The organism is Pseudomonas aegrilactucae, from assembly GCF_019168305.1.
In the GTDB taxonomy this organism is placed as follows: Bacteria; Pseudomonadota; Gammaproteobacteria; order Pseudomonadales; family Pseudomonadaceae; genus Aquipseudomonas; species Aquipseudomonas aegrilactucae.
The window spans coordinates 44898-71394 of the sequence record NZ_JAHTBI010000050.1; the positions used below are offsets into that span (position 1 = coordinate 44898).

At 65.9% G+C, this 26497-nt stretch carries 22 protein-coding genes; 14 read left to right on the forward strand and 8 right to left on the reverse strand.

Annotated features, from left to right (window positions below):
• Positions 1 to 116 precede the first annotated feature (116 nt).
• The 4 genes from KUO17_RS14965 to KUO17_RS14980 form a co-directional block, all read right to left on the reverse strand.
• The gene (locus KUO17_RS14965) at positions 117 to 2216 is read right to left on the reverse strand and encodes a site-2 protease family protein (protein ID WP_217976321.1); all 2100 of its coding nucleotides are present in this window, start codon (positions 2214 to 2216) and stop codon (positions 117 to 119) included.
• Positions 2213 to 3532 carry an efflux RND transporter periplasmic adaptor subunit gene (locus KUO17_RS14970; RefSeq protein WP_217976322.1) on the reverse strand — a complete coding sequence of 440 codons (1320 nt, stop codon included), beginning with the start codon at positions 3530 to 3532 and terminating at the stop codon, positions 2213 to 2215. Before KUO17_RS14970 ends, KUO17_RS14965 begins: the two co-directional genes overlap by 4 nt.
• Complete coding sequence (locus tag KUO17_RS14975; protein ID WP_425274864.1) at positions 3529 to 4278, reverse strand: efflux RND transporter periplasmic adaptor subunit; 750 nt, start codon at positions 4276 to 4278, stop codon at positions 3529 to 3531. The genes KUO17_RS14970 and KUO17_RS14975 overlap by 4 nt, the downstream gene beginning before the upstream one ends.
• A gap of 95 nt (positions 4279 to 4373) precedes the next feature.
• Complete coding sequence (locus KUO17_RS14980) at positions 4374 to 4667, reverse strand: YdcA family protein (protein WP_425274865.1); 294 nt, start codon at positions 4665 to 4667, stop codon at positions 4374 to 4376.
• A gap of 611 nt (positions 4668 to 5278) precedes the next feature.
• Here KUO17_RS14980 and glgA point away from each other — a divergent pair.
• The 9 genes from glgA (at position 5279) to KUO17_RS15025 (ending at position 18053) form a co-directional block, all read left to right on the forward strand.
• Positions 5279 to 6841, forward strand: a complete 1563-nt coding sequence (gene glgA, locus KUO17_RS14985; protein WP_217976325.1) for a glycogen synthase GlgA — start codon at positions 5279 to 5281, stop codon at positions 6839 to 6841.
• 13 nt (positions 6842 to 6854) lie between these two features.
• Entirely contained in the window at positions 6855 to 8627 is a 1773-nt protein-coding gene (treZ, locus tag KUO17_RS14990) for a malto-oligosyltrehalose trehalohydrolase (RefSeq protein WP_255263595.1), read from the forward strand.
• The gene (gene malQ, locus KUO17_RS14995; RefSeq protein WP_217976326.1) at positions 8620 to 10692 is read left to right on the forward strand and encodes a 4-alpha-glucanotransferase; all 2073 of its coding nucleotides are present in this window, start codon (positions 8620 to 8622) and stop codon (positions 10690 to 10692) included. Before treZ ends, malQ begins: the two co-directional genes overlap by 8 nt.
• On the forward strand, positions 10689 to 13493 hold the full coding sequence (locus KUO17_RS15000) for a malto-oligosyltrehalose synthase (protein ID WP_217976327.1): 2805 nt from the start codon (positions 10689 to 10691) through the stop codon (positions 13491 to 13493). The genes malQ and KUO17_RS15000 overlap by 4 nt, the downstream gene beginning before the upstream one ends.
• Entirely contained in the window at positions 13490 to 13789 is a 300-nt protein-coding gene (locus KUO17_RS15005; protein ID WP_217976328.1) for a DUF2934 domain-containing protein, read from the forward strand. The genes KUO17_RS15000 and KUO17_RS15005 overlap by 4 nt, the downstream gene beginning before the upstream one ends.
• Positions 13790 to 13882: 93 nt before the next feature.
• A complete protein-coding gene (gene glgX / locus KUO17_RS15010) occupies positions 13883 to 16054 on the forward strand; it encodes a glycogen debranching protein GlgX (RefSeq protein ID WP_217976329.1) in 2172 nt (723 codons plus the stop codon).
• 310 nt (positions 16055 to 16364) lie between these two features.
• Complete coding sequence (locus tag KUO17_RS15015) at positions 16365 to 17432, forward strand: autotransporter domain-containing protein (RefSeq protein WP_217976330.1); 1068 nt, start codon at positions 16365 to 16367, stop codon at positions 17430 to 17432.
• A gap of 98 nt (positions 17433 to 17530) precedes the next feature.
• Complete coding sequence (locus tag KUO17_RS15020; protein WP_217976331.1) at positions 17531 to 17782, forward strand: hypothetical protein; 252 nt, start codon at positions 17531 to 17533, stop codon at positions 17780 to 17782.
• A 19-nt stretch (positions 17783 to 17801) separates the two neighbouring features.
• Positions 17802 to 18053, forward strand: a complete 252-nt coding sequence (locus tag KUO17_RS15025) for a hypothetical protein (RefSeq protein WP_217976332.1) — start codon at positions 17802 to 17804, stop codon at positions 18051 to 18053.
• A gap of 3 nt (positions 18054 to 18056) precedes the next feature.
• On the opposite strand, the gene KUO17_RS15030 is transcribed toward KUO17_RS15025, so the two are convergent.
• The 3 genes from KUO17_RS15030 to KUO17_RS15040 form a co-directional block, all read right to left on the reverse strand.
• A complete protein-coding gene (locus tag KUO17_RS15030; RefSeq protein WP_217976333.1) occupies positions 18057 to 18938 on the reverse strand; it encodes a universal stress protein in 882 nt (293 codons plus the stop codon).
• A 65-nt stretch (positions 18939 to 19003) separates the two neighbouring features.
• Positions 19004 to 19306, reverse strand: a complete 303-nt coding sequence (locus KUO17_RS15035; RefSeq protein ID WP_217976334.1) for a hypothetical protein — start codon at positions 19304 to 19306, stop codon at positions 19004 to 19006.
• Complete coding sequence (locus KUO17_RS15040; RefSeq protein WP_217976335.1) at positions 19297 to 19647, reverse strand: hypothetical protein; 351 nt, start codon at positions 19645 to 19647, stop codon at positions 19297 to 19299. The genes KUO17_RS15035 and KUO17_RS15040 overlap by 10 nt, the downstream gene beginning before the upstream one ends.
• A gap of 300 nt (positions 19648 to 19947) precedes the next feature.
• Between KUO17_RS15040 and KUO17_RS15045 the strand changes: the two genes are divergently transcribed.
• From KUO17_RS15045 to fdhE, 5 genes are all read left to right on the forward strand, one after another.
• The gene (locus KUO17_RS15045; RefSeq protein WP_163972578.1) at positions 19948 to 20127 is read left to right on the forward strand and encodes a YceK/YidQ family lipoprotein; all 180 of its coding nucleotides are present in this window, start codon (positions 19948 to 19950) and stop codon (positions 20125 to 20127) included.
• Between the two features lie 229 nt (positions 20128 to 20356).
• A complete protein-coding gene (fdnG, locus tag KUO17_RS15050) occupies positions 20357 to 23407 on the forward strand; it encodes a formate dehydrogenase-N subunit alpha (protein WP_217976336.1) in 3051 nt (1016 codons plus the stop codon).
• A gap of 19 nt (positions 23408 to 23426) precedes the next feature.
• Entirely contained in the window at positions 23427 to 24317 is an 891-nt protein-coding gene (gene fdxH, locus KUO17_RS15055; protein ID WP_279648436.1) for a formate dehydrogenase subunit beta, read from the forward strand.
• On the forward strand, positions 24314 to 24961 hold the full coding sequence (locus KUO17_RS15060; protein ID WP_217976338.1) for a formate dehydrogenase subunit gamma: 648 nt from the start codon (positions 24314 to 24316) through the stop codon (positions 24959 to 24961). Before fdxH ends, KUO17_RS15060 begins: the two co-directional genes overlap by 4 nt.
• Complete coding sequence (fdhE, locus tag KUO17_RS15065) at positions 24958 to 25848, forward strand: formate dehydrogenase accessory protein FdhE (protein WP_217976339.1); 891 nt, start codon at positions 24958 to 24960, stop codon at positions 25846 to 25848. Before KUO17_RS15060 ends, fdhE begins: the two co-directional genes overlap by 4 nt.
• On the opposite strand, the gene KUO17_RS15070 is transcribed toward fdhE, so the two are convergent.
• A complete protein-coding gene (locus KUO17_RS15070; protein WP_217976340.1) occupies positions 25845 to 26297 on the reverse strand; it encodes a GNAT family N-acetyltransferase in 453 nt (150 codons plus the stop codon). The two genes, fdhE and KUO17_RS15070, sit on opposite strands and share 4 nt — an antisense overlap.
• Between the last annotated feature and the right edge of the window lie 200 nt (positions 26298 to 26497).

Below are 26497 nucleotides of genomic sequence, written 5' to 3' on the forward strand. Positions count from 1 at the left end.
CGATACTTCCCTGTATTGAATAGACTTTGCGGACCAACTTTTATTGTAAAAAACGTCACGCTTACTGGCATGGCGAATTGACAGCAGATTACTCCAACTGTCCTACAATCGCACGACTAAAAACCACTTTCTCTTACCCCCAGAGCGGCCATCCGTCGCCATGCGGATCCCAGTAGCGACATCGCCTCTCCGTCCAGCACCACAAGGCCTCTCTGCGGGTGCGACACCTGCTCCGGCGCACCGTTTCCAAGGTCGAAACGCACGCCATATTGAGCCTCCAGCGGCTGTGCCCGTTTTTCTTCATCACGACGCACGGCGATCGGTCCGTGGTGGTCCGACACCAGGGCTTCCTGGTCGATGTAAGAGACGCCGTTGGCGTCCACTTCTTCAAGGCTCACCGGCAGCGAATCGCGCAACACGTCATCGGCGACGAAATGCCCGGTGGCGCCCGGCGCCACCCGCCACAGATCGGCCTCGGCCAGGTAACCCCGCAAACGCAACCCCCCTTCGGCGACCTGCGCCAGCGGCAGGTCCACGCCGACCCAGCGGCCCGGCGCGAGGTTATTCGCCAGATCACGCACCACCCCGGCATGCGGCGCCCGCAGGCTCAGGCGCTCGCGCTGGGCGGCCAGGCCACGGTACTCGGCCACCGCCTCGGCCAGGCGCTGCTCGAGAATGCCGCTGTCCGCCGCGGTAGCACTGCGGCTCGACTGACGACGCAGTTGCAGTTGCAGGATCTCGATCTCGCGGCGGGTGATGCTCATGCGCGAGGCGAGGTCCGGAGACTCGAGTTCGACCACTACCTGGTTTTCGGCCACTTGCTGGCCATCTTTCACCAGCACTTGGCGAATGCGTGCCGGGGTCGGCGCATGCAACCCGCTGACCCGCGACGCCTCAAGCATCGCCGGCACTTCCACGCCACTGCGCCAAGGCACCAGCAGCACCGCCAGCAGGGCCAACAGCCCGATACCGAGCACCAGCACCTTGCGCGGCCGGGCCTTGTCGCGGTGTTTCCACCAGTGCTGCCATTCACGCCAGATCGGCAAACCGATGAACCACACCAGTTCGACCATCATCAGGAAAATGCCGAGCACCTTGAAGAACAGGTGATAGACCGCCAGGGCGATCCCGAAGAACAACGCCGCACGCCAGATCCACGAGGCGTAGCCCCAGAACAACAGGCGCTTGCGCAGCCCCGGCGACCAGCGCTCGGGCGGCGGCTCGCCATAGCCGAACAGGCGTTCGCGCAGGTGCCAGCGGCACAGGGCGAAGCCGCGGCTCTGCAGGTTGTCGACGCCCCACAGGTCACTGAGCAGGAAGTAACCGTCGAAGCGCATCAGCGGGTTGACGTTGATCGCCACGGTGGTGATCCAGGTGGCGCTGGCCAGCATGAACGCGGCCGTGCGCCCTGCCCCGTCCGGCAGCAACGACCAGGCGAGCAAGGCGATACACGCCAGCAGCAGTTCAGCCAGCACGCCGCCGGCGCCGATCAACAGGCGGGTGCGACGGTCCTGCACGCGCCAGGCATCACTGACATCGGTGTAGAGCATCGGCAGCAGCACCATGAACGCCACGCCCATGCTCGGCACCCGGCACCCGGCGCGCTTGGCCATGTAGGCGTGACCGAATTCGTGGCAGAGCTTGGCGAAACCCAGGGCGATACCGAAGGCCGCCATGCCGCCCAGGCTGAGCAGGTGGGGAAAGGTCGCGAGAAAGCGCTCCCAGTCACGCATCACCAGGAAGATACCCAGCAGCAACACGGTCGGCAGACCGAAGCGCAGCAGGTTCGGGCCGAAACGCTCCAGCCACGGCCAGGTGCGATTGAGAAAAGCGTCCGGCCGCCACAGCGGAATACGGAAGAACAGGTATTTGTGCAGCACCTGGGCCCACAAGCCCTGACGCTGGCTGGCCGCCTTGGCCGCGTAGCCGGCGCGCTGCTCGCTGTCGCTGGCGCTGATCAGGTCATGCCCGCGCAGAAACCGCAGTAGTTCTTCCACGGCCTGCGGCCCGAGCGGCGCACCGGGCTCGGCGTTGGCCGCCTTCAGCACCCGGTTCGGATCGCTCAGCGCCCAATGGCGCAACAGCCGCATGGCCGGTGCGCCGAGTTTGAAATACTTGCCGCGCAGCGGGTCGGCCAGGGTCCATTGCGGTGAGCCGTCGAGCCCCGGCGCACCCGCCGAAAGCTGCAGGTCGGCACGCAGTGCCGGCAACATCACAGGCCCACCGCCTGCCGCAGGGCCGCCAGCGGCCGGCGCATCAGGTACAGCGCCAGCGGCGCGCGGTCACCGAAGACTTTGGCGGTGCCACGCAGACCGATACGCGGCGGGGCGGCGTCGAAAGTCGCATCGAGCCGGTAGGCCAGTTGCCCGGCCGCCGTGCTCTGCGCCTGATAGGCGGCGCGCTCCAGAATTGCGCTGTGGCGGTGCAGCGGATCGCTGTCGAGGAACAGCGCCACTTCGGCGCCCTGCTCCAGGCCGATGGCATCGGCCACCGGCAACTCGATGCGCAGTTCGGCCTGGGTCGGGTCGGCGATTTCCAGCAGGCGCTCACCGGTGCGCACCGGTTTGCCGGTCCAGCGCTGGGCATCGGCGAACACCGCGATGCCGTCGCGCTCGGCGCGCACTTCGGTGCGCGCCAGCAGGTCGCGAGCATAGTCGCGCTCGGCGCGCTTCTGCTCCACGCGGGCCGCCAGCAGGTCGAGCCGGGCACTGGAATCGGCGTCGGAAAACGCCCGCTGGGCATTGGCCTTGAGTTCCGCCTCGGCCACCCCCAGGGTGCGCTCGGCGACATCGGCCTGGGCCTTGAGGCTGGTGGCGTCGAAACGCACCAGCACCTGCCCGGCCTGCACCGGCTGATTGGGCTTGACCAGGAACTCGGCCACCACTCCGTCCAGCGGGGCGGCCACCACCTGGCCGTTGCGCGGCACGACCTCGGCCGGCGCCAGCACCGACTGGCGCACAGGCACCAGCAACACCAGCAGCAAGGCGCCGGCAATCGCCCAGCGGGTGCGCGCCGGCCAGCGCATGCGCCACGGCTTGCCGGGCTGCAGGGCACGCCAGGCATGGCTGTAGCAATCACCCAGTTGCGCAAGCAAGGCTTGCTCGGCGTCGCTCCAGGGGGTGTCACGCGACAGCCACAGGCCGCCGAACACCTCGCCCTCGCGCCGCTTGAGCGGCAACCAGAACGCATGCGGCGCCGACAGCGCCTGCCAATCGTCACGGCTGGCCTGGTCCAAGCTCTCGGGGGGCACCGGGCCCGGCAAGGCCAGGCGCTCACCAGCGGCCAACTGCGCGGCAGCGCGCTCGATGAAAACCACGAACGGTGCATTGGGCTCCACCGCGCTGATACCGGTCAGGGCGCGCACCTTGCCGGTGATCAACAGGGCGGCGTGACGAAAGCCGAACAGCGGCTGGCTGTCGTTGACCATGCTGAAGGCCAGCACCTCGACCGACGCCGCCGCGCGCGCCTGGCGTTCCAGCTTCAGGTAGTGGGCCAGCAGTTGCTCGAGCGCCCCGGGCACCTGCGCGTTCATTGCGCGTCTGCGAAGTGCGCGGTACCGCTCATGCCGGCCAGCAGGCCCGGCGTATTGGCCGGCAGGCTGCCGATCAGCAGCAGGGTCTGGCTGCCCTCGTCGATGCGCGCGCCCAGGCGCTTGATCACCGCATCGATGGGGGCGCCGGTTTCATCCGGCACGAAGCTGAACGTCTGCTCGGGCTTGAGTCGGCCCAGCCAGCGCGAAGGCACCAGCAGGTGGATTTCCAGCGAACGGTTGTCGACGATTTCCAGCAACGGCGCGCCGCTGGCCACGCTTTCGTGGGCCTGTACCTTGCGTGCAACCACCTGGCCATCGAACGGCGCCTTGACCTGGCAGCGCTGCACCTGCACCTGGTACACCTGGGCTTCGGCCTGGGCCTGGGCCTGACGCGCCTCGGCCAGGCTCACTTCAAAGCGCCCCACCGAATTCAATGCGGCCAGTTGCTGCTTGTTCTGCAGCTCTTCGCGGGCGGCGCGCACCGAGGCATTGGCCGCGTTCTGCTGGGCCTGATAGGCACTGCAGTCGAACTTGACCAGCACATCGCCCTTGGCGAAGGACTGCCCTTCGGCATAGGGCAAGGCCACCACGCGCCCGGCCAGCTCGCTGGCCAGCACCGCCTGGGAGCGGGCCCGCAGCACGCCACGCACTTCACTGGCAGTGGCAGTGGTGCTGCCGTGCTCATCGAGCAAGGGGTCGGCCGCTGTTGCCGCCTGACACAGGCCACTCGCCATCACCAACGCCATCCACCACAGGGCCTGATTCATCACATGCATCCTTGCTGTTGCGAGTTCATTAAAAGCGTTATCGGTAGCGGGGAGAAAAAGCTGATTACCGCTCGTCAGCGACGTCGGTAGCTTTTCTGGCCGGAGGGCGTGAGGCAGTACACCCCACCCCGCGGCCCGGTGCAGTACGTACCACTGGCGCAACGGCAGCTGTCGGCGTGACCTTGCAGCGGCTGCACGGCGGGGCGTGCCTGGCGGTTGCCGGTGTAGGCCGGGCAACGCCTTTTCGACGCGCTGATGGAGCCGTCGTTGCACAGGAACGCATCGCCGCTGCAGCCTGCTATGCCACCCTTGCGACCGGAGCAAGGGGTGTTGGCCGCCAGGCTGAGCGTGCTCGACAGCATCAGCATCAGGCCCAGGGCAAGCACGCGGGTAAGGGCACGGACCATTACGGACACTCAAGAGAAGTGGCCGGATGCTATCAACCTTTGCCTGACGTTGGAAATAGCCCGCCAGCGGCCGCGTCGCATTTATTTTGCAGAGGGCTGTTCGTTCCTCGCCGCTCACTTAGGGGGCACACCCGCGCCGGATGCACCATGACCTGTCACAGGTAGCCGAATCGCGCCCGCAGACGGTGCGCTGTTGCAACTGCGCGCCCGGTAGTGGACAGCAAGGCGAAAGACCCCACCCAGACAGTGCAAATCGCAAAATATGACCAGCGGGTCACATTTCCCCGATATCTCTCCTACACTTTTCAATCGACCCGATACCGTCCGGAAAACTCGATCGAAAATAGTCGAAACTTCTGGAAAACCGGCAGGTCAGGAACATAAGTAGGCCAACGATTCTGGTTACCCAGGCGCAGCCCACCCCCACTCGTCAGAACGCCATCGGCAGGATCGCCGGCTGGCGCAGCGCTTGCACGCTTGATCAAGACGCACCACACACGAGCGAGCGAGATTGAGCCACACGACATAAAAATGGGTGCACACACCCGCTGAACAAAGGGATGGAGAGAAGTATGATCAGTGCCGCTGTCGAACCCCACGTAGAGCATTTCAATCCGGACGCCAGCGCGCAGATTCGTGCTGCCGATATCGTCACGACAGCCAAGGCACCTGCCACCGATTCGCGGCGCAACCCGAACAAGCGCAAAGTCCTGTTCGTGACCTCGGAAATCGCCGACCTGGTCAAGACCGGCGGCCTTGGCGACGTCTCTGCCGCCCTGCCCCGCGCCATGCGCCACCTGCACGATGTGCGCGTACTGATCCCCGGTTACCCCCAGGTACTCGAAAGCGACAACCCGATTCACCTGGTCGGTGAGCTGGGCGGCCATGCCGCCCTGCCGCCGTGCAAAATCGGGCGCATGGACCTGGCCGATGGCCTGGTCATCTATGTACTGATCTGCCCCGAACTGTATCAGCGCGAAGGCACCCCCTACGGCGCCAACAACGGCCGCGACTGGCCCGACAACCATATCCGCTTCGCGCGCCTGGGCCTGGCCGCCGCCGAGATCGCCGCGGGCGAAGGCATGGTGCACTGGAAGCCCGACCTGGTGCACGCCCATGACTGGCCCGCAGGCCTGGCCCCGGCCTACATGCACTGGCGCGGCCTGAGCACCCCCACCCTGTTCACCATTCACAACCTCGCCTACCAGGGCGTGGTCAGCCGCGCCTGCTGCCCGGAGCTGGCGATCCCCGACCATGCCCTGCAACAGGACGGCATGGAGTTCTACGGCAAGCTGTCGTTCCTCAAGGCGGGCCTGGCCTACTCCAGCCACATCACCACGGTCAGCGCCACCTATGCGCGGGAGATCACCACCCCGGCGTTTGGCTGCGGGCTTGACGGGTTCCTCGACAGCAAGGCCCAGCAGGGCCTGCTCAGCGGCATCCCCAATGGCATCGACGAAAGCTGGGACTCGGCCACCGACACCTACCTGACCCATCGTTTCAGCATCAACGACTGGGAGGGCAAGGCTGCCAACAGCAGCCAGGTGCGTGAACTGTTCGAGCTCGATGCCTGCACCGGCCCGCTGTTCGCCGTGGTGTCGCGGCTGGTGTACCAGAAAGGCCTGGACCTGACCCTGGGGGTGGCCGAGTACATCGTCGAACAAGGTGGCCAGATCGCAATCATCGGACGTGGCGAGCCGGAGGAAGAACAGGCCATGCGCGAGCTGGCGCTGCGCTTTCCCGGCCGGGTGGGGGTACGCATCGGCTTCAATGAAACCGATGCCCGGCGCATGTTCGCCGGCAGCGACTTCCTGCTGATGCCCTCGCGCTACGAGCCGTGCGGCCTGAGCCAGATGTACGCGCAACGCTTCGGCTCGCTGCCGGTGGCACGCAACACGGGCGGTCTGGCCGACACCATCGAGAACGGCGTGACCGGCTTTCTGTTCGACGAGTCCTCGGTCGAAAGCTACCGCGAGGCGCTGTCGCGCGCCTTCTATGTGTACGACAAGAAACGCCTGCTCAACGCCATGCGCTGCCTGGCCATGACCCAACCCTTCAACTGGTGCCAGGCAGTCGAACCCTATGCACGCCTGTACGAGGAACTGGTGGAACGCGCCACGCTGAATGTTGGCTGAGGAGAGTTGCAGTATGCCCTTGAGGTCACAGGAACACGCGACCCACGGGGCCGTGATGCTGGACAGCAACACCACCCGATTCACCCTGTGGGCACCGGATGCGCAGCAGGTGGACGTAGCGCTTGAAGACGCCGCACCCACGCCGATGCAGCGACGCGACGATGGCTGGTTCGAGGCGCGCCTGGCGTGCCCTGCCGGCACCGATTATCGCTACCGCATCGACGGCGACCTGTGGGTACCGGACCCTGCGTCCCGCGCACAGCCCGAGGGCGTGCACGGGCCCAGTCAGGTGCTGGCCAGCCACTACCCCTGGCAGCACAGCGCGTGGCAAGGCAGGCCCTGGCACGAAGCGGTGATCTACGAGGTGCACGTCGGCCTGCTGGGCGGCTTCGCGGGTGTAGCCGAGCATTTGCCTCGCCTTGCGGCCCTTGGTGTGACGGCAATCGAGCTGATGCCCATCGGGCAGTTCCCCGGCCAGCGCAACTGGGGCTATGACGGCGTGTTGCCGTTTGCGCCGCAATGCAGCTACGGCACCGCGCAGCAGCTCAAGGCCCTTATCGACCAGGCCCATGGGCTGGGCCTGATGGTGCTGCTGGACGTGGTGTACAACCACTTCGGCCCCGACGGCAACTACCTGCACCGCTACGCCAGCGGGTTCTTTCGCGAAGACCGACACACGCCCTGGGGGGCGGCCATCGACTTTCGGCGGCGCGAGGTGCGCGACTTCTTCATCGAAAACGCCTTGATGTGGCTGCACGACTACCGCTTCGACGGCCTGCGCCTGGACGCGGTGCATGCCATCGACGATCCCGACTTCCTGCAGGAGCTGGCGCGCCGCGTACGCCAGTGCACGCCCCCCGGACGCCACGTATGGCTGAACCTTGAGAACGAGCGCAACCAGGCGCACCTGCTGGAACAGGGCTACGACGCGCAGTGGAACGATGATGGGCACAACGCCTTGCATGTGCTGCTGACCGGCGAGCACGAGGGCTACTACGTCGACTACCGCCAGGCGCCGCTGCACAAGCTGGCGCGCTGCCTGAGCCAGGGTTTCGTGTTCCAGGGCCAACCCGACCGCAACGGTGAGCCGCGCGGCGAAGCCAGCGGGCACCTGGCGCCTGGCGCCTTTGTATTGTTCCTGCAGAACCACGACCAGATCGGCAACCGTGCGCTGGGTGAACGCCTGCCGCGCCTGTGCCCGCCCGCCGCGCTGCGCGCCGCCACCGCCCTGTTGCTGCTGGCGCCGATGATCCCGCTGCTGTTCATGGGCGACGACTGGGGCTGTGAACAGCCGTTCCTGTTCTTTACCGACCATCATGACGACCTCGCCAACGCCGTGCGCGAAGGGCGGCGTGCCGAGTTCAAGGGGTTCAGCGCCTTCGCCGACCCGGCGCAGCGGGCGCAGATCCCCGACCCGAATGCAGCGCGGACCTTCCTCGACTCGCAGCCGCAATGGGGCAGTGACAGCGACAGCTGGGTGCTGCTGTACCGCCACCTGCTGCACCTGCGCCACCACCACCTCATCCCGCGCCTGCCCGGCACCCGTGCACTGGGCGCGCAAGTGGTGGACGACAAGGCGGTGAGCGCGCGCTGGCAACTGGGCGATGGCAGCGAACTGCGCATCGACCTCAACCTCAGCCAGCAGCCGCTGACACTGGACCTCCCGGCACGCGAACAGCGCCTGTTCGAAAGTTGCGACATCCCGCAGGGTGACGCTGTACTGCCGCCATTGAGCAGCATCGTCAGCCTGACCCCGCCCGCCTGTGTGGAGCCTGTACATGCCTGACCTACCTTTGCTGCAACTGGCTGAACGCGCGGGCCTGGCCGTCGACTGGGTCGACGCCAACGGCCGCCCGCAACGTGTCAGCGAGCCGGTGTTGCGACGCGTGCTGGCGGGCCTGGGCCACCCCGCGGCCGACGACACGGCCATCGCCAACAGCCTCAAGGCACTGGAAAGAGCCCATGACGCCCGCCACCTGCCGCCGCTGCTGACCGTCGATCAGCATCAGGCGCTGGACCTGGCCCTCTACTTTGGTGCCCACAGCCGCTGCGAGGTGCAACTGGAAGACGGCAGCCGGCAAACCCTGCAACTGGATGGCGCTGGCGCCCTGCCTGCTGGGTTGCCCGTGGGTTATCACCACCTGCACATCGACGCCACCACCTTCACCCTGGCGGTCGCCCCGCAGCGTTGCTACAGCTTGGCCGATGCCCTCGACACGCCGAACCCGCGCGCCTGGGGCATCAGCGCACAGCTCTACAGCCTGCGTCGCCCCGGCGATGGCGGCTTTGGCGATTGCCTGGCGCTCGAAGCGCTGGCGCGCAGTGCCGCCGAGCGCGGTGCCGATGCCCTGGCCATCAGCCCGATGCACGCGATGTTCACACGCAACCATCCCAGCTACAGCCCCTATTCGCCCTCCAGCCGGTTGTTTCTGAACAGCCTGTATGCCAGCCCGCACGCGCTGCTGGGTGAGCGTGCGGTGCGCGTAGCCCTGGATGCCTTGCAGTTGCAGGGCCCGCTGGACACGCTCGAACGACTGCCACTGATCGACTGGCCACAGGCGGCGAAGGCCCGCCAGCAACTGTTGCAGGCGCTGTACCTGGATTTCGTCCAGGGCGAACACCCGGCACGCGCCGACTTCGACAGCTTTCGCCAGGCCGGCGGCCAGGCCCTGGAAGACCACTGCCGCTTCGAAGCGTTGCTGGATGCGGCCGCCGAGCGCGGCGAAAGCCAGGACTGGCGCCAGTGGCCGGCCGCCTGGCACGACTCGCGCAGCGCCGAGATCGCTGCGTTTGCCGCCGAGCATCACACCCAGGTCAGCTTCTACGTGTTCTGCCAATGGCTGATAGCCCGTAGCCTGGAACGCGCCCAGAGCGCCGCGCGCGGCAGCGGCATGGCGGTGGGCCTGATCGCTGACCTGGCGGTGGGCGCCGACGGCGCCGGCAGCCAGGCCTGGAGCCGCCAGGACGAACTGCTCGCCGACCTGCACGTGGGCGCCCCGCCCGACATTCTCAACCGTGCCGGGCAAAGCTGGGGCATCTGCGCGTTTTCGCCCGAAGGCCTGCGCCGCAACGGCTACCGCGCCTTCATCGAAATGCTGCGGGCCAACTTCGCCCACGCCGGCGGCCTGCGCATCGACCATGTGATGGGCCTGCAGCGCCTGTGGCTGATACCCCAAGGCGCACCGCCCAGCGAAGGCGCCTACCTGCACTACCCGCTGGACGACCTGTTGCGCCTGCTGGCGCTGGAGTCGGTACGCCACCAGGCCATCGTGCTGGGCGAAGACCTGGGCACGGTGCCGGACGGGTTGCGCGAAAAACTGGCGGCCCGGGCCATCCTGGGAATGCGCGTGCTGCTGTTCGAGCAAGACCCGCCCGGCCACTTCAGGCCGATACTCGACTGGCCGGATTCGGCCCTGGCCACTACCAGCACCCATGACCTGCCACCGCTGGCCGGCTGGCTGCAGGCCCGCGATATCGACTGGAACCAGCGCCTGGCGTTGATCGATGCGATCACCGAACGGCACTGGCGCGACACCCGCCACCAGGAAGTCCAGGGCTTGCGGCGCCTGCTGCAGAGCAGCTACGGCGGCAACCTGAACGAAGGCGATGAACTGATCGACGCCAGCCTGCGCCTGCTCGGCCATACCCGTGCACCGCTGGTGCTGATCCCGCTGGAAGACCTGCTGGGCGTGGACGAGCAGCCCAACCTGCCCGGCACGGTCGACAGCCACCCCAACTGGCGCCGACGCTTCGCCCTGCCCGCCGACCACCTGCTCGACGACAGCGATGCGGCGCGGCGTCTGGAGCTGCTGGCGCAGGCCCGCGAACAAGCCTTCGAGCGTGACCGATGAACAGCCTGACCGCGACCCTGCGCCTGCAGTTCCATGCCGACTTCAGCCTCGACGATGCGGTGGGGCTGGTGCCCTATTTCGCCCGCCTGGGTATCAGCCATGTGTATGCCTCGCCGTTGCTGCAGGCACGCCCCGGCTCGCGCCACGGCTACGACGTGGTCGACCCAACCCGGGTCAGCCCGGAGCTGGGCGGTGAAGCGGCGCTCGAACGCCTGGTCGCCGCCCTGCGCCTGCATGGCATGGGCCTGATTCTCGATATCGTGTCCAACCACATGGCCGTGGGCGGTGCGCACAACCCCTGGTGGCAAGACCTGCTGGCCTGGGGCCGGCGCAGCCCCTATGCCGAATTCTTCGACATCCAGTGGCATTCCCCCGACCCGTTGCTCGAAGGCCAGTTGCTGCTGCCGTTCCTGTCCAGCGATTACGGTACGGTCCTGCAGGCCGGTGAAATCCCGCTGCGGTTCGACGCCGCACGCGGCGGCTTTCATATAGAACACCATGAGCACCGCTTCCCCATCAGCCCGCCGGACTACGCGCGGATCCTGTGTGCCAGCGGTGACCCCGAACTGAGCGAACTGGCCGCGCGTTTTGCCGCCTTGCAGGGCCAGCGCCAGGCACCGGAAAAAGTCGAGGCGCTGCACCAGGCACTGGCCGCGCAGGCACGCCAGGCGCGCGTTGCCGTCGCCATCGAGCAGGTGCTGGAGCACTTCGACGCCACTACCCCGGCAGGCTTCGAGCGCCTGCACCACCTGCTAGAACTGCAGCACTACCGCCTGGCCAGCTGGCGCACAGCCGCAGACGACATCAATTGGCGGCGCTTTTTCGACGTCAACGAACTCGGCGGCTTGCGCGTGGAGCGCCCGGCCGTGTTCGAGGCCACCCACGCCAAGGTGTTCGAGCTGATCGAGCGCGGCCTGGTGGATGGCCTGCGCATCGACCATATCGATGGCCTGGCCGACCCGCGCGGCTACTGCCGCAAGTTGCGCCGCCGGGTCGACGGCCTGTTGGCCAGGCGCCCGCTGAGCGCGGCACTCGAGCACTTCCCGATCTACGTGGAAAAGATCCTCGGCCCAGGTGAGCGCCTGCACCAGGACTGGCGAGTCGATGGCAGCACCGGCTATGAATTCATGAACCAGGTCTCGCTGCTGCAGCACGACCCCGCCGGCGAGATCGAACTGACCGAACTGTGGCACGACCTCAGCGAGCGCCCGGCCTTTACCGAAGAATTGCGCCTGGCCCGCCAACGGGTGCTCAACGCGAGCCTGGCCGGTGATTTCGAGTCGGTCGCACAAGCACTGCTGCAAGTGGCACGCAACGACATCATGAGCCGCGACCTGACCCTGGGCGCCATCCGCCGCGCGCTGCAGGCGCTGGTGGAGCATTACCCGGTGTACCGCACCTACATCACTGCCTGCGGTCGCCCGGCCGCCGACGAGGGGTTTTTCCAGCAGGCCCTGGCCAATGCCCGCTCCAGCCTGGGCGAGGCCGACTGGCCACTGCTCGATTACCTGCAACGCTGGCTGGGCGGCGAACCGTGGCGCAGGCTAGCGCCTGGCCGAGCACGCAAGCAGTTGCGTCATGCCTGCGTGCGCTTCCAGCAACTGACCTCGCCCACCGCCGCCAAGGCGGTCGAAGACACTGCGTTCTACCGCTCGGCCGTGCTGCTGTCGCGCAATGACGTGGGCTTTGACGCCGAGCATTTCAGTGCCCCGGCCCAGGACTTCCACGCCAGTTGCCAACAACGCCTTGAGGACTTTCCCGACAACCTGCTGGCCACTGCCACGCATGATCACAAGCGCGGCGAAGACTGCCGCGCACGCCTGGCGGTGATCAGCGAACGCAGCCACTGGTTCGCCCAGCGCGTCGAACTGTGGCACGAGCTGGCCGCGCCGCTGCGCAGCGCCCTGGCCGACGGCGAAGCGCCCAGCCCCGGCGATGAACTGATGCTCTACCAGACCCTGCTTGGCAGTTGGCCGCTGGCGCTGCGCAGCGATGACGCGCCGGGCCTGCGCGCATATGCCGAACGCCTGCGCCAATGGCAGCACAAGGCCCTGCGCGAAGCCAAGTTGCGCAGCAGCTGGAGCGCCCCCAACGAGGCCTACGAACAGGCCTGCGCGCGCTTCATCGACGCCCTGCTGCTGGAACCGCAATCCCAGCAACTGCGTCAGTCGCTGGCCGACGCGGCGCAGTCGCTGGCCTGCCCCGGCGCGCTCAACGGGCTGGTGCAGAGCCTGCTGCGCATGACCGTGCCGGGCATTCCCGACCTGTACCAGGGCAACGAATACTGGGACTTCAGCCTGGTCGACCCGGACAACCGCCGTGCCGTGGATTTCGCCACACGCCGCCTGGGCCTGGACGACAGCCACGGGCCGGCCGAACTGCTCGCGCACTGGCGCGACGGGCGGGTCAAGCAGGCGCTGATCGCCCAGGTGCTGGAGCAACGCCGCGCCTGCCCCGAGCTGTTTCGCCAAGGCCGCTACCTGCCGCTGGAAGTACGCGGCAAACACGCCGCACGCGTGCTCGCCTTTGCCCGCATCGGCGAGGCCCAGCGCGCCGTGGTGGTAGTACCGCGCCTGGCAGCAGGCCTGCTGGGCACCACCGCGCAACCCCTGATCCCGGCACAGAACTGGGACGACACACGTGTACTGCTGCCGTTCGCCTTGCGCACTGCCAATTGCACGGGACTTTTCAGCCAGGACGCAGTCACAACCTCTAACGAGCTGTGGCTGAGCACTGCGCTCAAAGCCTTTCCCGTCAATCTCTTCATTGAACAGACTGAGACATCAGGAGCGTCGAGATGAGTGTTGAGGAAAAACGTATCCGCGAATTCGCCTACCAGATCTGGGAGTCGGAAGGTCAACCCGACGGCCAGGAGGCACGCCACTGGGAGATGGCGCGCAAACTGGCCGAAGCCGAAGCGCTAGCGCCCAAGGCCGCACCGCGCAAACCACGTACGGCGCAAGCCGATGCGGCCACGGCCAAGGCCAGGCCGGCTGCTGCCCCCAAGGTGGCGGCCAAGGCAAAAGCGCCCGTGCCAGTGACCAAGGCCGACGCCCCGAAGAAACCCCGCACGGCCAAGAAACCCGCGACGCCCTGACCGGCATCGCCTCGCCTTACCCGACCCGGCCTGGGGCAGCGCAATGCCGCCCCGGCGCCTGGCGTGCACTCTATTGCCTCGACAAGGATCCCTATGAGCCAGCCCAAGCCCAAGCCCACCGCAACGCCCGAGCCTGCCAGCGTCGAACCTTCGCGCATCCGTGAAGGCCTGCCTTTCCCCCTGGGCGCCACCTGGGATGGCCTGGGCGTGAACTTTGCGCTGTTTTCGGCCAACGCCACCAAGGTCGAACTGTGCCTGTTCGATGCCAGCGGCGAGCACGAACTGGAACGCATCGAATTGCCCGAATACACCGATGAAATCTTCCACGGCTACCTGCCCGACGCCCACCCGGGGCAGATCTACGGCTACCGCGTGCATGGCCCGTACGAGCCGCAGAACGGCCACCGTTTCAACCCCAACAAACTGCTGATCGACCCGTATGCCAAGCAACTGGTGGGCGAGTTGCGCTGGTCCGAGGCCCTGTTCGGCTACACCATCGGCCACCCGGACGGCGACCTGAGTTTCGACGAACGCGACAGCGCGCCCTTCGTGCCCAAGTGCAAGGTCATCGACCCCGCCTACACCTGGGGCCGCGACCAGCGCGTGAGCGTGCCGTGGGACCGCACGGTGTTCTACGAGGCCCATGTGCGCGGCATCAGTATGCGCCACCCGGCCGTGCCGGAGGCTGCGCGCGGCACCTTTGCCGGCCTGATGAACGACGAGCTGCTGGGGCACATCAAGGGGCTGGGGGTCAGTTCCATCGAGCTGCTGCCGATCCATGCGTTCGTCAACGACCAGCACTTGCTGCAGAAGGGCCTGAACAACTACTGGGGCTACAACAGCATCGCCTTCTTCGCGCCGCACCCGCGCTACCTGGCCAACGGCAAGATCGCCGAGTTCAAGGAGATGGTCGCGCACCTGCACGATGCGGGCCTGGAGGTGATCCTGGATGTGGTCTACAACCACACCGCCGAGGGCAACGAGCAAGGCCCGACGCTGTCGATGCGCGGCATCGACAATGCCTCGTACTACCGCCTGATGCCCGATGACAAGCGCTACTACATCAACGACTCGGGCACCGGCAACACGCTGGACCTGAGCCACCCGTGCGTGCTGCAACTGGTCACCGACTCGCTGCGCTACTGGGCCGGCGAAATGCACGTGGACGGTTTTCGCTTCGACCTGGCAACCATCCTGGGTCGCTACCACGAAGGCTTCGACGAGCGTCACAGCTTCCTCGTGGCCTGCCGCCAGGACCCGCTGCTGAGCCAGGTCAAGCTGATCGCCGAGCCCTGGGACTGCGGGCCCGGCGGCTACCAGGTGGGTAACTTCGCCCCCGGCTGGGCCGAATGGAACGACCGCTTTCGCGACACCGTACGTGCCTTCTGGAAAGGCGACGAAGGCCAGCTGGCGGACTTTGCCGCCCGCATGACCGCCTCGGGCGAGCTGTTCAACCGGCGCGGGCGTCGCCCATATGCCTCGGTCAACTTCATCACCGCCCACGATGGCTTCACCCTGCGCGACCTGGTCTCGTACAACGACAAGCACAACGAAGAAAACGACGAGAACAACCAGGACGGCAGCAACAACAACATCTCCTGGAACCATGGCGTCGAAGGCGTCACCGACGATCCTGAAATCAACGCCCTGCGCCTGCGCCAGATGCGCAACTTCTTCGCCACCCTGCTGCTGGCCCAGGGCACCCCGATGATCGTTGCCGGCGACGAGTTCAGCCGCACCCAGCACGGCAACAACAACGCCTATTGCCAGGACAGCGAGATCGGCTGGGTCAACTGGGAGCTCGACGACGAGGGCGCCGCGCTGCTCAAGTTCGTCAAGCGCCTGACCAAGCTGCGCCTGGCCTACCCGATCCTGCGACGCAGCCGCTTCCTGGTGGGCGACTACAACGAGGCAATCGGAGTCAAGGACGTGACCTGGCTGGCGCCGGATAGCAGCGAGATGAGCGTGGCGCAGTGGGAAGACCCGCAGGGCCGATGCCTGGGCATGCTGATGGATGGCCGCGCGCAGGTCAGCGGCATCTTGCGCCCGGGGGCCGATGCCACCTTGCTGCTGATCGTCAACGCGCACCATGACACCGTCGGTTTCACCCTGCCCGACGTGCCTCAGGGCGAATACTGGAGCTGCCTGATCGACACCGACCGACCGCAGCTGCGCAAGGCCCAGCGGCTGGGCTTTGGCAGCGTGTTCGAGGTCACCGGGCGCTCGTTGCTGCTGCTTGAACTGCAGCGTGACGAGGAGGCCTGAGCAACCGTTTTGGCATAGAGCGCCGCGTTGAAATACTCAACGCGGCTATAGGTTCGCAAGAACCGATATTTATCAGGACCTTAAGCCTCAAAACATCACGCAAACGAAATAATCACACAATCTTGACGCCTGCCTTCTCCTCTCCTTAGCTACAACTAGTACGCATGCTTCAACATCATTCCGGGCCTCTAGCTCGCGGGTTTTCGCGGGTGCGAGGCAGGTTTGCTGGTTTGGGTCGCCCTCTGGTTTTGCCTTACAGCCCGTGACATCACGCCAGACCCTTGGCTGTTACAACAAGAGGAGATCGGCCATGAAAAGAGCATTGGGCCCTTCGGGTTTTGAGTATGTTTTCTATGCGGTTTCCACGTCGCTGCTTTTAGCAACCCCGGTGCAAACCCATGCAGTTGGCCTGGAGGACGATGACGCCGCGTTCAATCTGACCTCAAGCATGCCCGTGCTGGCCCTGGGCCCTACCAGCGTGTCGAGCCTGAGCCTGAATACCCTGGGCGTGTTCTCCGAACACTTGGCCGAACGCCATGCGGTGCTCCCCCCGGACACCATTGCCAGCCAGTGGGCGCAATTCTTTCCGAGCCCGGTCAAGACGGCTCCCGCGCCTGGCGCACGGCTGGACACACCGAACCAGAACCTGCAGGTCAGCCCTGACCTGTTCATTCGTGAAACGGCGGGTGGCAACATCCACCGCGCCGGTATTTTCGTGGGCCACAGCAACCTGCAAAGCGGCTTCGAAGGCGGCAAGCCACAGCTGGGCGACAAGAAGAACGTCGTGCGCCTTGAGGGTGAAAGCCTGGGCATGTACTGGAGCATGCAGCACGATCAGGGCTGGCACGTGGACGCGGTGGCCATGGGCACCCGCTTCGACACCAGTGGGCGGGCCGGCAATGGCGAGCGGCTGGACGGCAACGGGCATGCCCTGACGTTTTCGGTGGAAGGTGGCTTCCCTATCGGGCTGGGCAAGAACTGGGTGATCGAGCCCCAGGCGCAATTGATCAATCAGCAGTACTACCCGGGCAACGAGGCGCAGGCCGAGACCTTGCAGGCGTATGACCGCCAGCCGAGCTGGACCGGGCGTGTGGGTGCGCGCCTGTCGGCACGCTACGAAGTGCGCGGCATGCCGATCGAACCCTATGTGCGGACCAACGTATGGTATGACTTCTCCAATGCCGATACCGTCAGCCTGGACAAGGTCGACAAGATCAGCAGCGGGCGCAATTCGGCCACGGTGGAACTGGGGTTGGGGCTGGTGGCACGGGTCACGCCCAAGGTGGCGCTGTTTGTGAGTGCCGACTACAGCAGCGATGTGGACGACAACGATTTGAACGGGTTGATCGGCAACCTCGGCGTGCGCGTGCGCTGGTGAGCGGCGGCGCCTGCCTTCGCCGGCAAGGCCGGCGAAGGGGCCAGGCGCCTCACTGCATAGGTATACTGCCGGCCCCAGCCCTCGGAACACCTGCCCGCATGAGCCGCTTCATCGCCGTCTTTCACTTGCGCAGCACCTACCTGGCCAACCGCGGGTTCAAGGTGCACGCACTGCGCAGCACCAACCATCCCGATGCCTACCTGGAAGCCAGCGACATCCGCGTCGAGCAGCTCGACAAGGAAGGTCAGTACTGCGACTTCACGGTGATCGAGATCGACCACACCCCACGTGCGCCCCGTCGCCTGACCTGGCTGGAACGCATCACCGGCAATTTCGAAGGGCGCTTCTAGGCGCAACTGCGAGGTATCAATGAGCCGCTTCATCGCTGTAAGTCACGCCTGGAATCTCAAGGGCAGCCTGGGCTTCCAGGTCTACGCACTCACCCCGCCACAGGCACCCGAGGCACAGGTGCAGGCCGATGCAACGATCACGTCGACGGGCGATTCCCCCGGCCAGTGGAACAAGGTCTTCACCCTGGTGGAGCTCGAGGACAACGAGTACTACGCCCGCCCACTGACCTGGCTCGAACGCCTCACCGGCAACTTCAAGGGCCGTGGCTAGCGGCTATGGGCCTTTCACCGCCAGCACATTGCACGGCACCTGATACAACACCTGCTCGGTCGTGCTGCCTACCAGCCGGTCAAGCCCGTGGCGGTGGGTATTGCCCATCACGATAACATCGGCGCGGTGATGCTGGGCGAACTCGGCAATCACCCGCGTGGGTGAGCCCGCCAGAAAGTGCTGGCGTTGCGTCGGCACGCCCAGCGCATCGGCCAGGTGGTCGAAGCTCTGTTGCAGCGAACGTCGAACCTCGTTGCTGAACCCCGGCATGGTCACAGCACCGGCACCGAAGTCGGCAAGGTGGGTATTGGCCGCATCGAAGCCGTGCAGCAAATGCAGCTCGGCATCGCACTGGATGGCCAGCGCGTTGGCCGCCTGGATGATCTGCTGGTTGATCGCGGCATGCGCCTGCGAAGGGTCGACAGCGGCTACCACCACCCGCGGCAACGGACTGCGAATTTCGCTGACCAGGTGCACGGCCACCGCGCATTCGCGCAGCAGGTGCCAGTCCAGCGGGGTGACGAACACGCGCTTGAGCGCCGACTCGTGGTGCACATCCTTGAGCACCAGGTCCGGACGCATCTGCTCGATATGCTGGAGTATTTCGTCGAGCACCGTGCGCGTGATCGCGATCTCACCTGTCACCACCAGCCCGCTGTCGCGCAGTTGTTCGGTTTCGTCCTGCAGCCACTGGCGGTTTTCTTCTGCCAGTGCCTGCAATACGGCCTGCTTGCCCTGAACGCCGAACAGGTCGGTGTCTTCGATGAACACCGTGATGTGCAGCGCGGCGCCGCTGGCCCTGGCGATCGCCGTGGCGCGCTCCAGGGCGGGGGAATGGCGCAGGGTCGAGCCTGCGATCAGAAACAGTCGTTGATATTGGCCCATGAGACACCTCCAACCCTAGGGTTGTCTGCTAGCGCCCCCAATGCTTGTGAGTATAGCCCCTCGGGTCAGTCGGCCTGGCGTTCGCGGGTACGCCTGCGCTTGCCTCGGCCACGGATACGCGACGGCGGTGCGGGTGGGGTGTCCATGTACATCGGCGTGAGCGGCCTGGGCTTGGGCCGCTTGAGCAACCTGAGGGCAAAACACACGGCAGACCAGCCAAGCAGGATGCCGATCTCGGCGTTGAAGCCTTCGTGGCAATACAGCAGGAACACACCCAGCAACAGGCACACCCAGGCGCACCAGGTGACGCTGGACTGGCCGTGTTCATAACTGCCCCACACCATCCTGGGCTTGCTGCTCAGAGGCACGTCGCCAGCGCCGCCATGCGCCGCTGCGCCAGCGCGTCATCCTTGACCGCGTAGAACTTCACCACGGTGCCGCCGGCCTCGGCGCGTACGTCGGCAAAGTACTCGGCGCCACGGGTCGACACGGTGGCACCCCCGTTGGGGCCGGCTTGCAGGTAGCCGCTGGCGTCCACGCCGAACACCGCCTCGTCCTGCCAGCCGAACTGGATGCACTCGGCGACCAGCGGTTCGGCCTTGACCGAGGTGAAGGTCTTGTCTGGCGCGCCTTCGCGGGCCTGGTTCATCGTCGACGAGGCGCACCCGGCCAGTACCAAGGCTGCACCCAATACCATTGCTACCCGCATGTAATCACTCTCCCAGCTATCCAATAGTGGCTGCAGCGGCCCCTTCGCTGGCAAGCCAGCTCCCACAGGTTCAGCAGTGATCCTGTGGGAGCTGGCTTGCCAGCGAAGGGGCCATGAAGGCCTGTGCAAAAAAGGAGCGACTGTAGCATTGCGCCAGCCTCAGTGAGAGAATCGCCGCGCAGAAAAATCGGACCCAACCTCTTGCTAAGGAACAGCACCATCCGAATCCTCGCCGCGGCACTCATCGTCTCCACCTTCACCCTGACCAGTTGCGGCAGCCTGATGCGTGGCTCAGTTTGCATGGAATGCGCGTCCCCGGGCCTTTACCACGGCACCCGCAACAACGTGTCGTTCCTCTTCAGCGCGACCTCGGCGCAGTTCTGCTGGCCACTGATCGTGTGCCCGCTGGCCTTCATTGCCACCCTGCCGGTGGACATGGTGGTCGATACCGTGATGATCCCCGCCGACGCCACGCGATAACCCCCCCGCCATCGAAAGCGTCTATAGGCTGATCGACAAGCTCGATTAGTCACACTATTCGTAAGGGCATACACTCCCCGCGACTGCGCGTAATACACCCACGATAGAAAGGGTCTTGCGCGCACTCCCTGCTACTGGCCTGCATACCACTTTCCGATCTCGACGCTTTTCCCGGCGGGCCTGCGCGTGCGCGGCCGATTCGTGAGGTCGCTTGTATAAGGAGATAACCATGGGACTGGGCAGACGACAGTTCTTCAAGCTGTGTACCGTTGGCGCGGCCACGGCCACTGCGGCCAGCCTGGGCTTCGCGCCCGGCATGGCCCAGGCCACCCAATCACGCCAGTACAAGCTGCTGCGCGCCAAGGAAACCCGCAACAACTGCACCTACTGCTCGGTGGGCTGCGGGGTACTGATGTACAGCCTGGGTGACGGCGCGAAGAACGCGAAGGCACGCATCTTCCATATCGAAGGCGACCCCGACCACCCGGTCAGCCGGGGCTCGCTGTGCCCCAAGGGCGCGGGCCTGGTGGACTACATCCACAGTGAACAACGCCTGCTGCACCCCGAATACCGTGCCCCCGGCTCGGACAAGTGGCAGCGCATCAGCTGGGAGCACGCCATCGAGCGCATCGCACGGCTGATGAAGGACGACCGCGACGCCAACTTCATCGAGAAGAACGACAAGGGCACCACGGTCAACCGCTGGCTGAGCACCGGCATGCTGTGCAGCTCGGCCGCCAGCAGCGAGACCGGCTCGCTGGACCAGCGCTTCACCCGTGCGCTGGGTATCCTGGGCACCGACAGCCAGGCCCGCGTGTGCCACGCCCCCACCGTGGCGGCCCTGGCGCCGACCTTCGGGCGCGGCGCGATGACCAACAACTGGGTCGATATCAAGAACGCCAACGTGGTGCTGATCATGGGCGGCAACCCCGCCGAAGCGCACCCGGTGGGCTTCAAGTGGGTGATCGAGGCCAAGATCCGCAACGGCGCCAAGGTCATCGTGGTCGACCCGCGCTTCAACCGCAGCGCTGCGGTGGCGGATATCTATTCGCCGATCCGCGCCGGCTCCGACGTGACCTTCCTGATGGGCGTGGTCAACTACCTGATCACCCACGACAAGATCCAGCACGACTACGTGCGCGCCTACACCAACGCCAGCCTGATCGTACGCGAGGACTACAGCTTCGACGACGGCCTGTTCAGCGGCTACGACGCCGGCAAGCGCAGCTATGACCGCAGCTCGTGGACCTACGAACTGGGCAGCGACGGCTTCGCCAAGCGCGACATGACCCTGAGCCACCCGCGCTGCGTGTGGAACCTGCTCAAGGCCCACGTCAGCCGCTACACGCCGGACATGGTCAGCAACGTCTGCGGCACGCCCAAGGACGACTTCCTGCAGATCTGCGAAATCCTCGGCACCACCAGCGCCCCGGACAAGACCGCCACCTTCCTCTACGCCCTGGGCTGGACCCACCACACCAACGGCGCGCAGATGATCCGTGGCTCCGGCATGATCCAGCTGCTGCTGGGCAACATCGGCATGGCCGGCGGCGGGGTCAACGCCTTGCGCGGGCACTCCAACATCCAGGGCTACACCGACCTGGGCCTGCTGTCGCTGCGCCTGCCCGGCTACATGAACCTGCCGTCGGACGCACAGACGGACCTGGCCACCTACCTCAAGCAGAGCACCCCGAGCGCGGTGCTGCCCGACCAGGTCAACTACTACAAGCACACGCCCAAATTCTTCGTCAGCCTGATGAAGAGCCTGTGGGGCGACAAGGCCACCAAGGAAAACGACTGGGGCTTCGACTGGCTGCCCAAGTGGGACGACAGCTACGACGTGCTCAACTACAGCAACCGCATGTTCGAAGGCAAGGTCAACGGCTACATCGCCCAGGGCTTCAACCCGGTGGCGGCGTTCCCGGACAAGAACAAGGCCCAGGCCGCCCTGGAAAAGCTCAAGTTCCTGGTGATCATCGACCCGCTGGCCACCGAAACCTCGAGTTTCTGGCAGAACCACGGCGAGCAGCACAACGTGGACACCGCGGCGATCCAGACCGAGGTGTTCCGCCTGCCCTCCTCCTGCTTTGCCGAGGAAGACGGCTCGATCGTCAACTCCGGACGCTGGCTGCAATGGCACTGGGCAGGCGCCGCGCCGCCCGGCGAGGCCTGGCACGACGGCAAGATCCTCGGCCACCTGTTCCTGAAAATCCGCGAGCTGTACGAGAAGGAAGGCGGCGCCAACCCCGCACCGATCCTCAACATGGCCTGGGCCTACGCCGACCCGTACGACCCCAAGCCCGAGGAAGTGGCCAAGGAATCCAACGGCCGCGCCCTGGCCGACCTGCACGACGAGCAGGGCAACCTGATCCTGCGCAAGGGCCAGTTGCTCGACGACTTCTCGCAACTGCGCGACGACGGCAGCACGGTGTGCTTCAACTGGATCTTCGCGGGTTCCTGGACCGAACAGGGCAACCAGATGGCCCGCCGCGACAACGCCGACAGCGGCCTGGGCTGCACGCCGGGCTGGGCCTGGGCGTGGCCGCAGAACCGGCGCATCCTGTACAACCGCGCCTCGGCCGACCCGCAGGGCCAGCCGTGGGACCCCAAGCGCAAGCTGATCGGCTGGGACGGCACACGCTGGAGCGGCGTGGACGTGCCCGACTTTGCCGTGACCGCAGCGCCCGGCAGCCACACCAACCCGTTCATCATGCTGCCTGAAGGCCTGGGCCGTTTGTTCTCGGTGGGCGCGATGAACGACGGGCCGTTCCCCGAGCACTACGAACCCACCGAGAGCCCGCTGGCCAACAACCCCCTGCACCCGAACGTGACCTACAGCCCCACTGCACGGCTGTACGAAAACGACCGCAAACGCATGGGCACCCGCGAAGAGTTCCCGTACGTGGCCACCACCTACTCGATCACCGAGCTGTTCCGCCACTGGACCAAGCACGCCCGCCTGAACGCCATCGTGCAACCGGAGCAGTTCATCGAGATCGGTGAGAAGCTGGCCGCCGACAAGGGCATCGTGCAGGGCGACCTGGTGAAGGTCAGTACCAAGCGCGGCTACATCAAGGCCAAGGCCGTGGTGACCAAGCGCATCCGCCGCCTGGCCATCGACGGGCAGGACGTCGACACCATCGGTATTCCCTGCCACTGGGGCTACGAGGGCAGCACGCGCAAGGGCTTCCTGGCCAACACCCTGACCCCGGGGGTGGGCGAGTCCAATACCCATACGCCGGAATACAAGGCGTTTCTCGTGAACATCGAAAAGGCCTGAGGGGAGCGAACCCATGTCCATGCAATCCCAAGACATCATCAAGCGCTCGGCCACCAACGGGCTGACCCCGGCGCCGCAGGTGCGCGACCACCAGGCCGAAGTGGCCAAGCTGATCGACGTGAGCATCTGCATCGGCTGCAAGGCCTGCCAGGTGGCCTGCAACGAATGGAACGACCTGCGCGACGAGGTGGGCCATAACGTCGGCGTGTACGACAACCCGGCCGACCTGTCGGCCGAGACCTGGACGCTGATGCGCTTCGACGAGGTCGAGGACGAAAGCGGCAGGCTCGAGTGGCTGATCCGCAAGGACGGCTGCATGCACTGCGCCGACCCTGGCTGCCTGAAAGCCTGCCCGCAACCGGGGGCGATCATCCAGTACGCCAACGGCATCGTCGACTTCCAGTCCGAGCACTGCATCGGTTGCGGCTACTGCATCGCCGGCTGCCCGTTCGACGTGCCGCGCATCAGCCAGAAGGACAACAAGGCCTACAAGTGCACGCTCTGTGTCGACCGCGTGGCCGTCGGCCAGGAGCCGGCCTGCGTCAAGACCTGCCCTACCGGCGCGATCAACTTCGGCAGCAAGCAGGACATGCTGCACCAGGCCGGCGAGCGCGTGACCGAGCTGCAGGGCCGCGGCTTTGCCGGGGCCGGCATCTACGACCCGCAGGGCGTGGGCGGTACCCACGTGGTGTACGTGCTGCAGCATGCCGACAAGCCGCACCTGTACCACAAGCTGCCCACCGACCCGCGCATCAGCAGCGCCATCCATGGCTGGAAAGGTTGGCTCAAGCCAGTGGCGGCGGTGGCCTTCTTCGCCACCCTGGCCGGCACCCTCTTCCACTACGTGGGTGTGGGCCCGAACGAGGTCGAGGAGCAGGACGAGAAAACCGAGGAGGACACCCACGCATGAACAAGGACAAACTGATCCTGCGTACCCGTTTCATCGAACGTGCCAGCCACTGGGTGATGGTGCTGTGCTTCTTTGCCGTGGCGCTGTCGGGGCTGTCGTGGTTCTTCCCCTCCCTCAACGGCCTTAACGCGGTGTTCGGCACCCCGCAGCTGGCGCGCATCCTGCACCCGTTCTTCGGTGTGATGGTGTTCGTGCTGCTGGCGTTCCTGTTCGTGCGCTTCGTCAAGTACAACCTGGCCGAACGCGAAGACCGCCTGTGGTTCAGAAACGTGCGCCAGGTACTGGCTGGCGCGCATGAGCCGGCCTTGCAGATCGGCAAGTACAACGCCGGCCAGAAGGTGCTGTTCTGGGGCATCATGGGCCTGATCAGCGTGCTGCTGGTGAGTGGCGTGGTGATCTGGCGGCCCTACTTTGCGCCATGGTTCGCCATCCCGGTGATCCGCATCGGCCTGCTGGTGCACGCCATTGCCGGCATCAGCCTGATGCTGCTGATCATCGGTCACGCGTACCTGGCGTTCTGGGTCAAGGGATCGATCCGTGGCATGGTGACCGGCTACGTCAGCCATCGCTGGGCCAGGACCCACCATGATCGCTGGTATCGCCAGCTCGGCAACAAGCACAACGGGAGCGGCAAGCAGCCATGAACAGTATCCGCATGACCCCGATCGAGAAGCGCTCTGCCGCCCTCGGTGAAATACCTGCCGTGCTGCTGCCTAGCCTGGGCCAGCGCTACAGCCAGCGCGCGGCGCGTTTGCGCCAACTGGCGCAGGACCACGCCATGGCCGACTACCTGCTGTTTGTGGCCCAGGTGGCCGATGCTCAGCAGCGGTTGCTTGAACATTTGCCGCTGCCAGCGGCGCTGATCGGGGAACTGGCCGGTCAAGTGGGTACTGGCAGGGCACCGTTGGCCTGGGGCAGCCTGCCGCGCGCCGGGTACTGGCAGCAGTTGCTGCATGCGCTGGGCGAACAGCTCGAACACCCCACCCTGCAGAGCTTGTGCGCCTTGGACGAGGCGGCGCTGGAGCGTGCCGCCGATGCCTTGCTGGCGGGCCGGTTCAGCGAGATCGACAGTGGCCAGGCGCTGTTCCTGTGGGCAGCGCTGTCGCTGTACTTCACCCAGCTGGCGGCGCATCTGCCGGCCATAGGCAGCGCCCAGGTGGGTGAACAGCGCCAGCATTGCCCGGTGTGCACTGCGGCGCCGGTGGCCAGCGTGATCCTTACTGGCGCGCAGGCCGGCTTGCGCTACCTGCACTGCGGCCTGTGCGAAAGCCGCTGGCACATGGTGCGGCTCAAATGCAGCAACTGCGAAGAGACCGGCAGCCTGGACTATTGGTCGCTGCACAGCCACGAGGCGGCGATCAAGGCGGAGAGCTGTGACGAATGCCACAGCTACCTCAAGGTGTTCTACCCCGAGCACGAGCGCGATCTGGAACTGGTGGCCGATGACCTGGCCTCGATTGCGCTGGATGCCGAGGTCGAGCGTCAGGGTTTTGATCGCAGCGGGGTCAGCCCGTTTCTGTTTCCGGGTTAGAGGGGGCAGTACATAAGCCAGTGTGACTTGCCCCACGCCTGGAACGGCTCGATGGGGTGCCAGCCGCGCTTGTGGTAGTAGTCGGCGCGGTCGTGGGTGTGCAGGTACAGGCGTGTGTGGCCCAGGGCCTTGGCCTTGGCGCGCACGCCTTCGATGAGTGCTTCGGCCAGGCCTTGACCGCGCGCCTCGGGGGCGACGAACACACAGGCCAGCCAGGGGCCAAGGTCGGGGCGCTGGGGCAGGTCTTCGCGGGCCAGTGAGGCGCTGCCGAGCAGGTGGTCGTTGTCCAGGGCGATCAGGCTGTGCAGGCTGCCATCGGTTTGGCCGTGGGCGAACGCCTGTTGCCATTGGGCCAGTGGCTGGTCGGCATATTCGTAGGCGAACTGCTGGTGCAGCCATTGGGCCAGGGTGTTGCTGTGGTGAGGGTGGTTGCTGAGCCAGTCGATCATCGGGGGTGCTCCTGGGCTGGGGGGGGCAAAGGTACACCGTATAGGGTGGTTTGGCACTTGGTGGGGCCACCGCGATATATCGCCAGGCTAACAAGGCCGACAACGCCGACCTGGCAGGCCATGGTACGTTGCAGCAAATGTGGGAGCTGCGGTGCGACGACTCGCCTTGCCAGCGAAGCGCCGCGCGGGCGGCGCTCGAT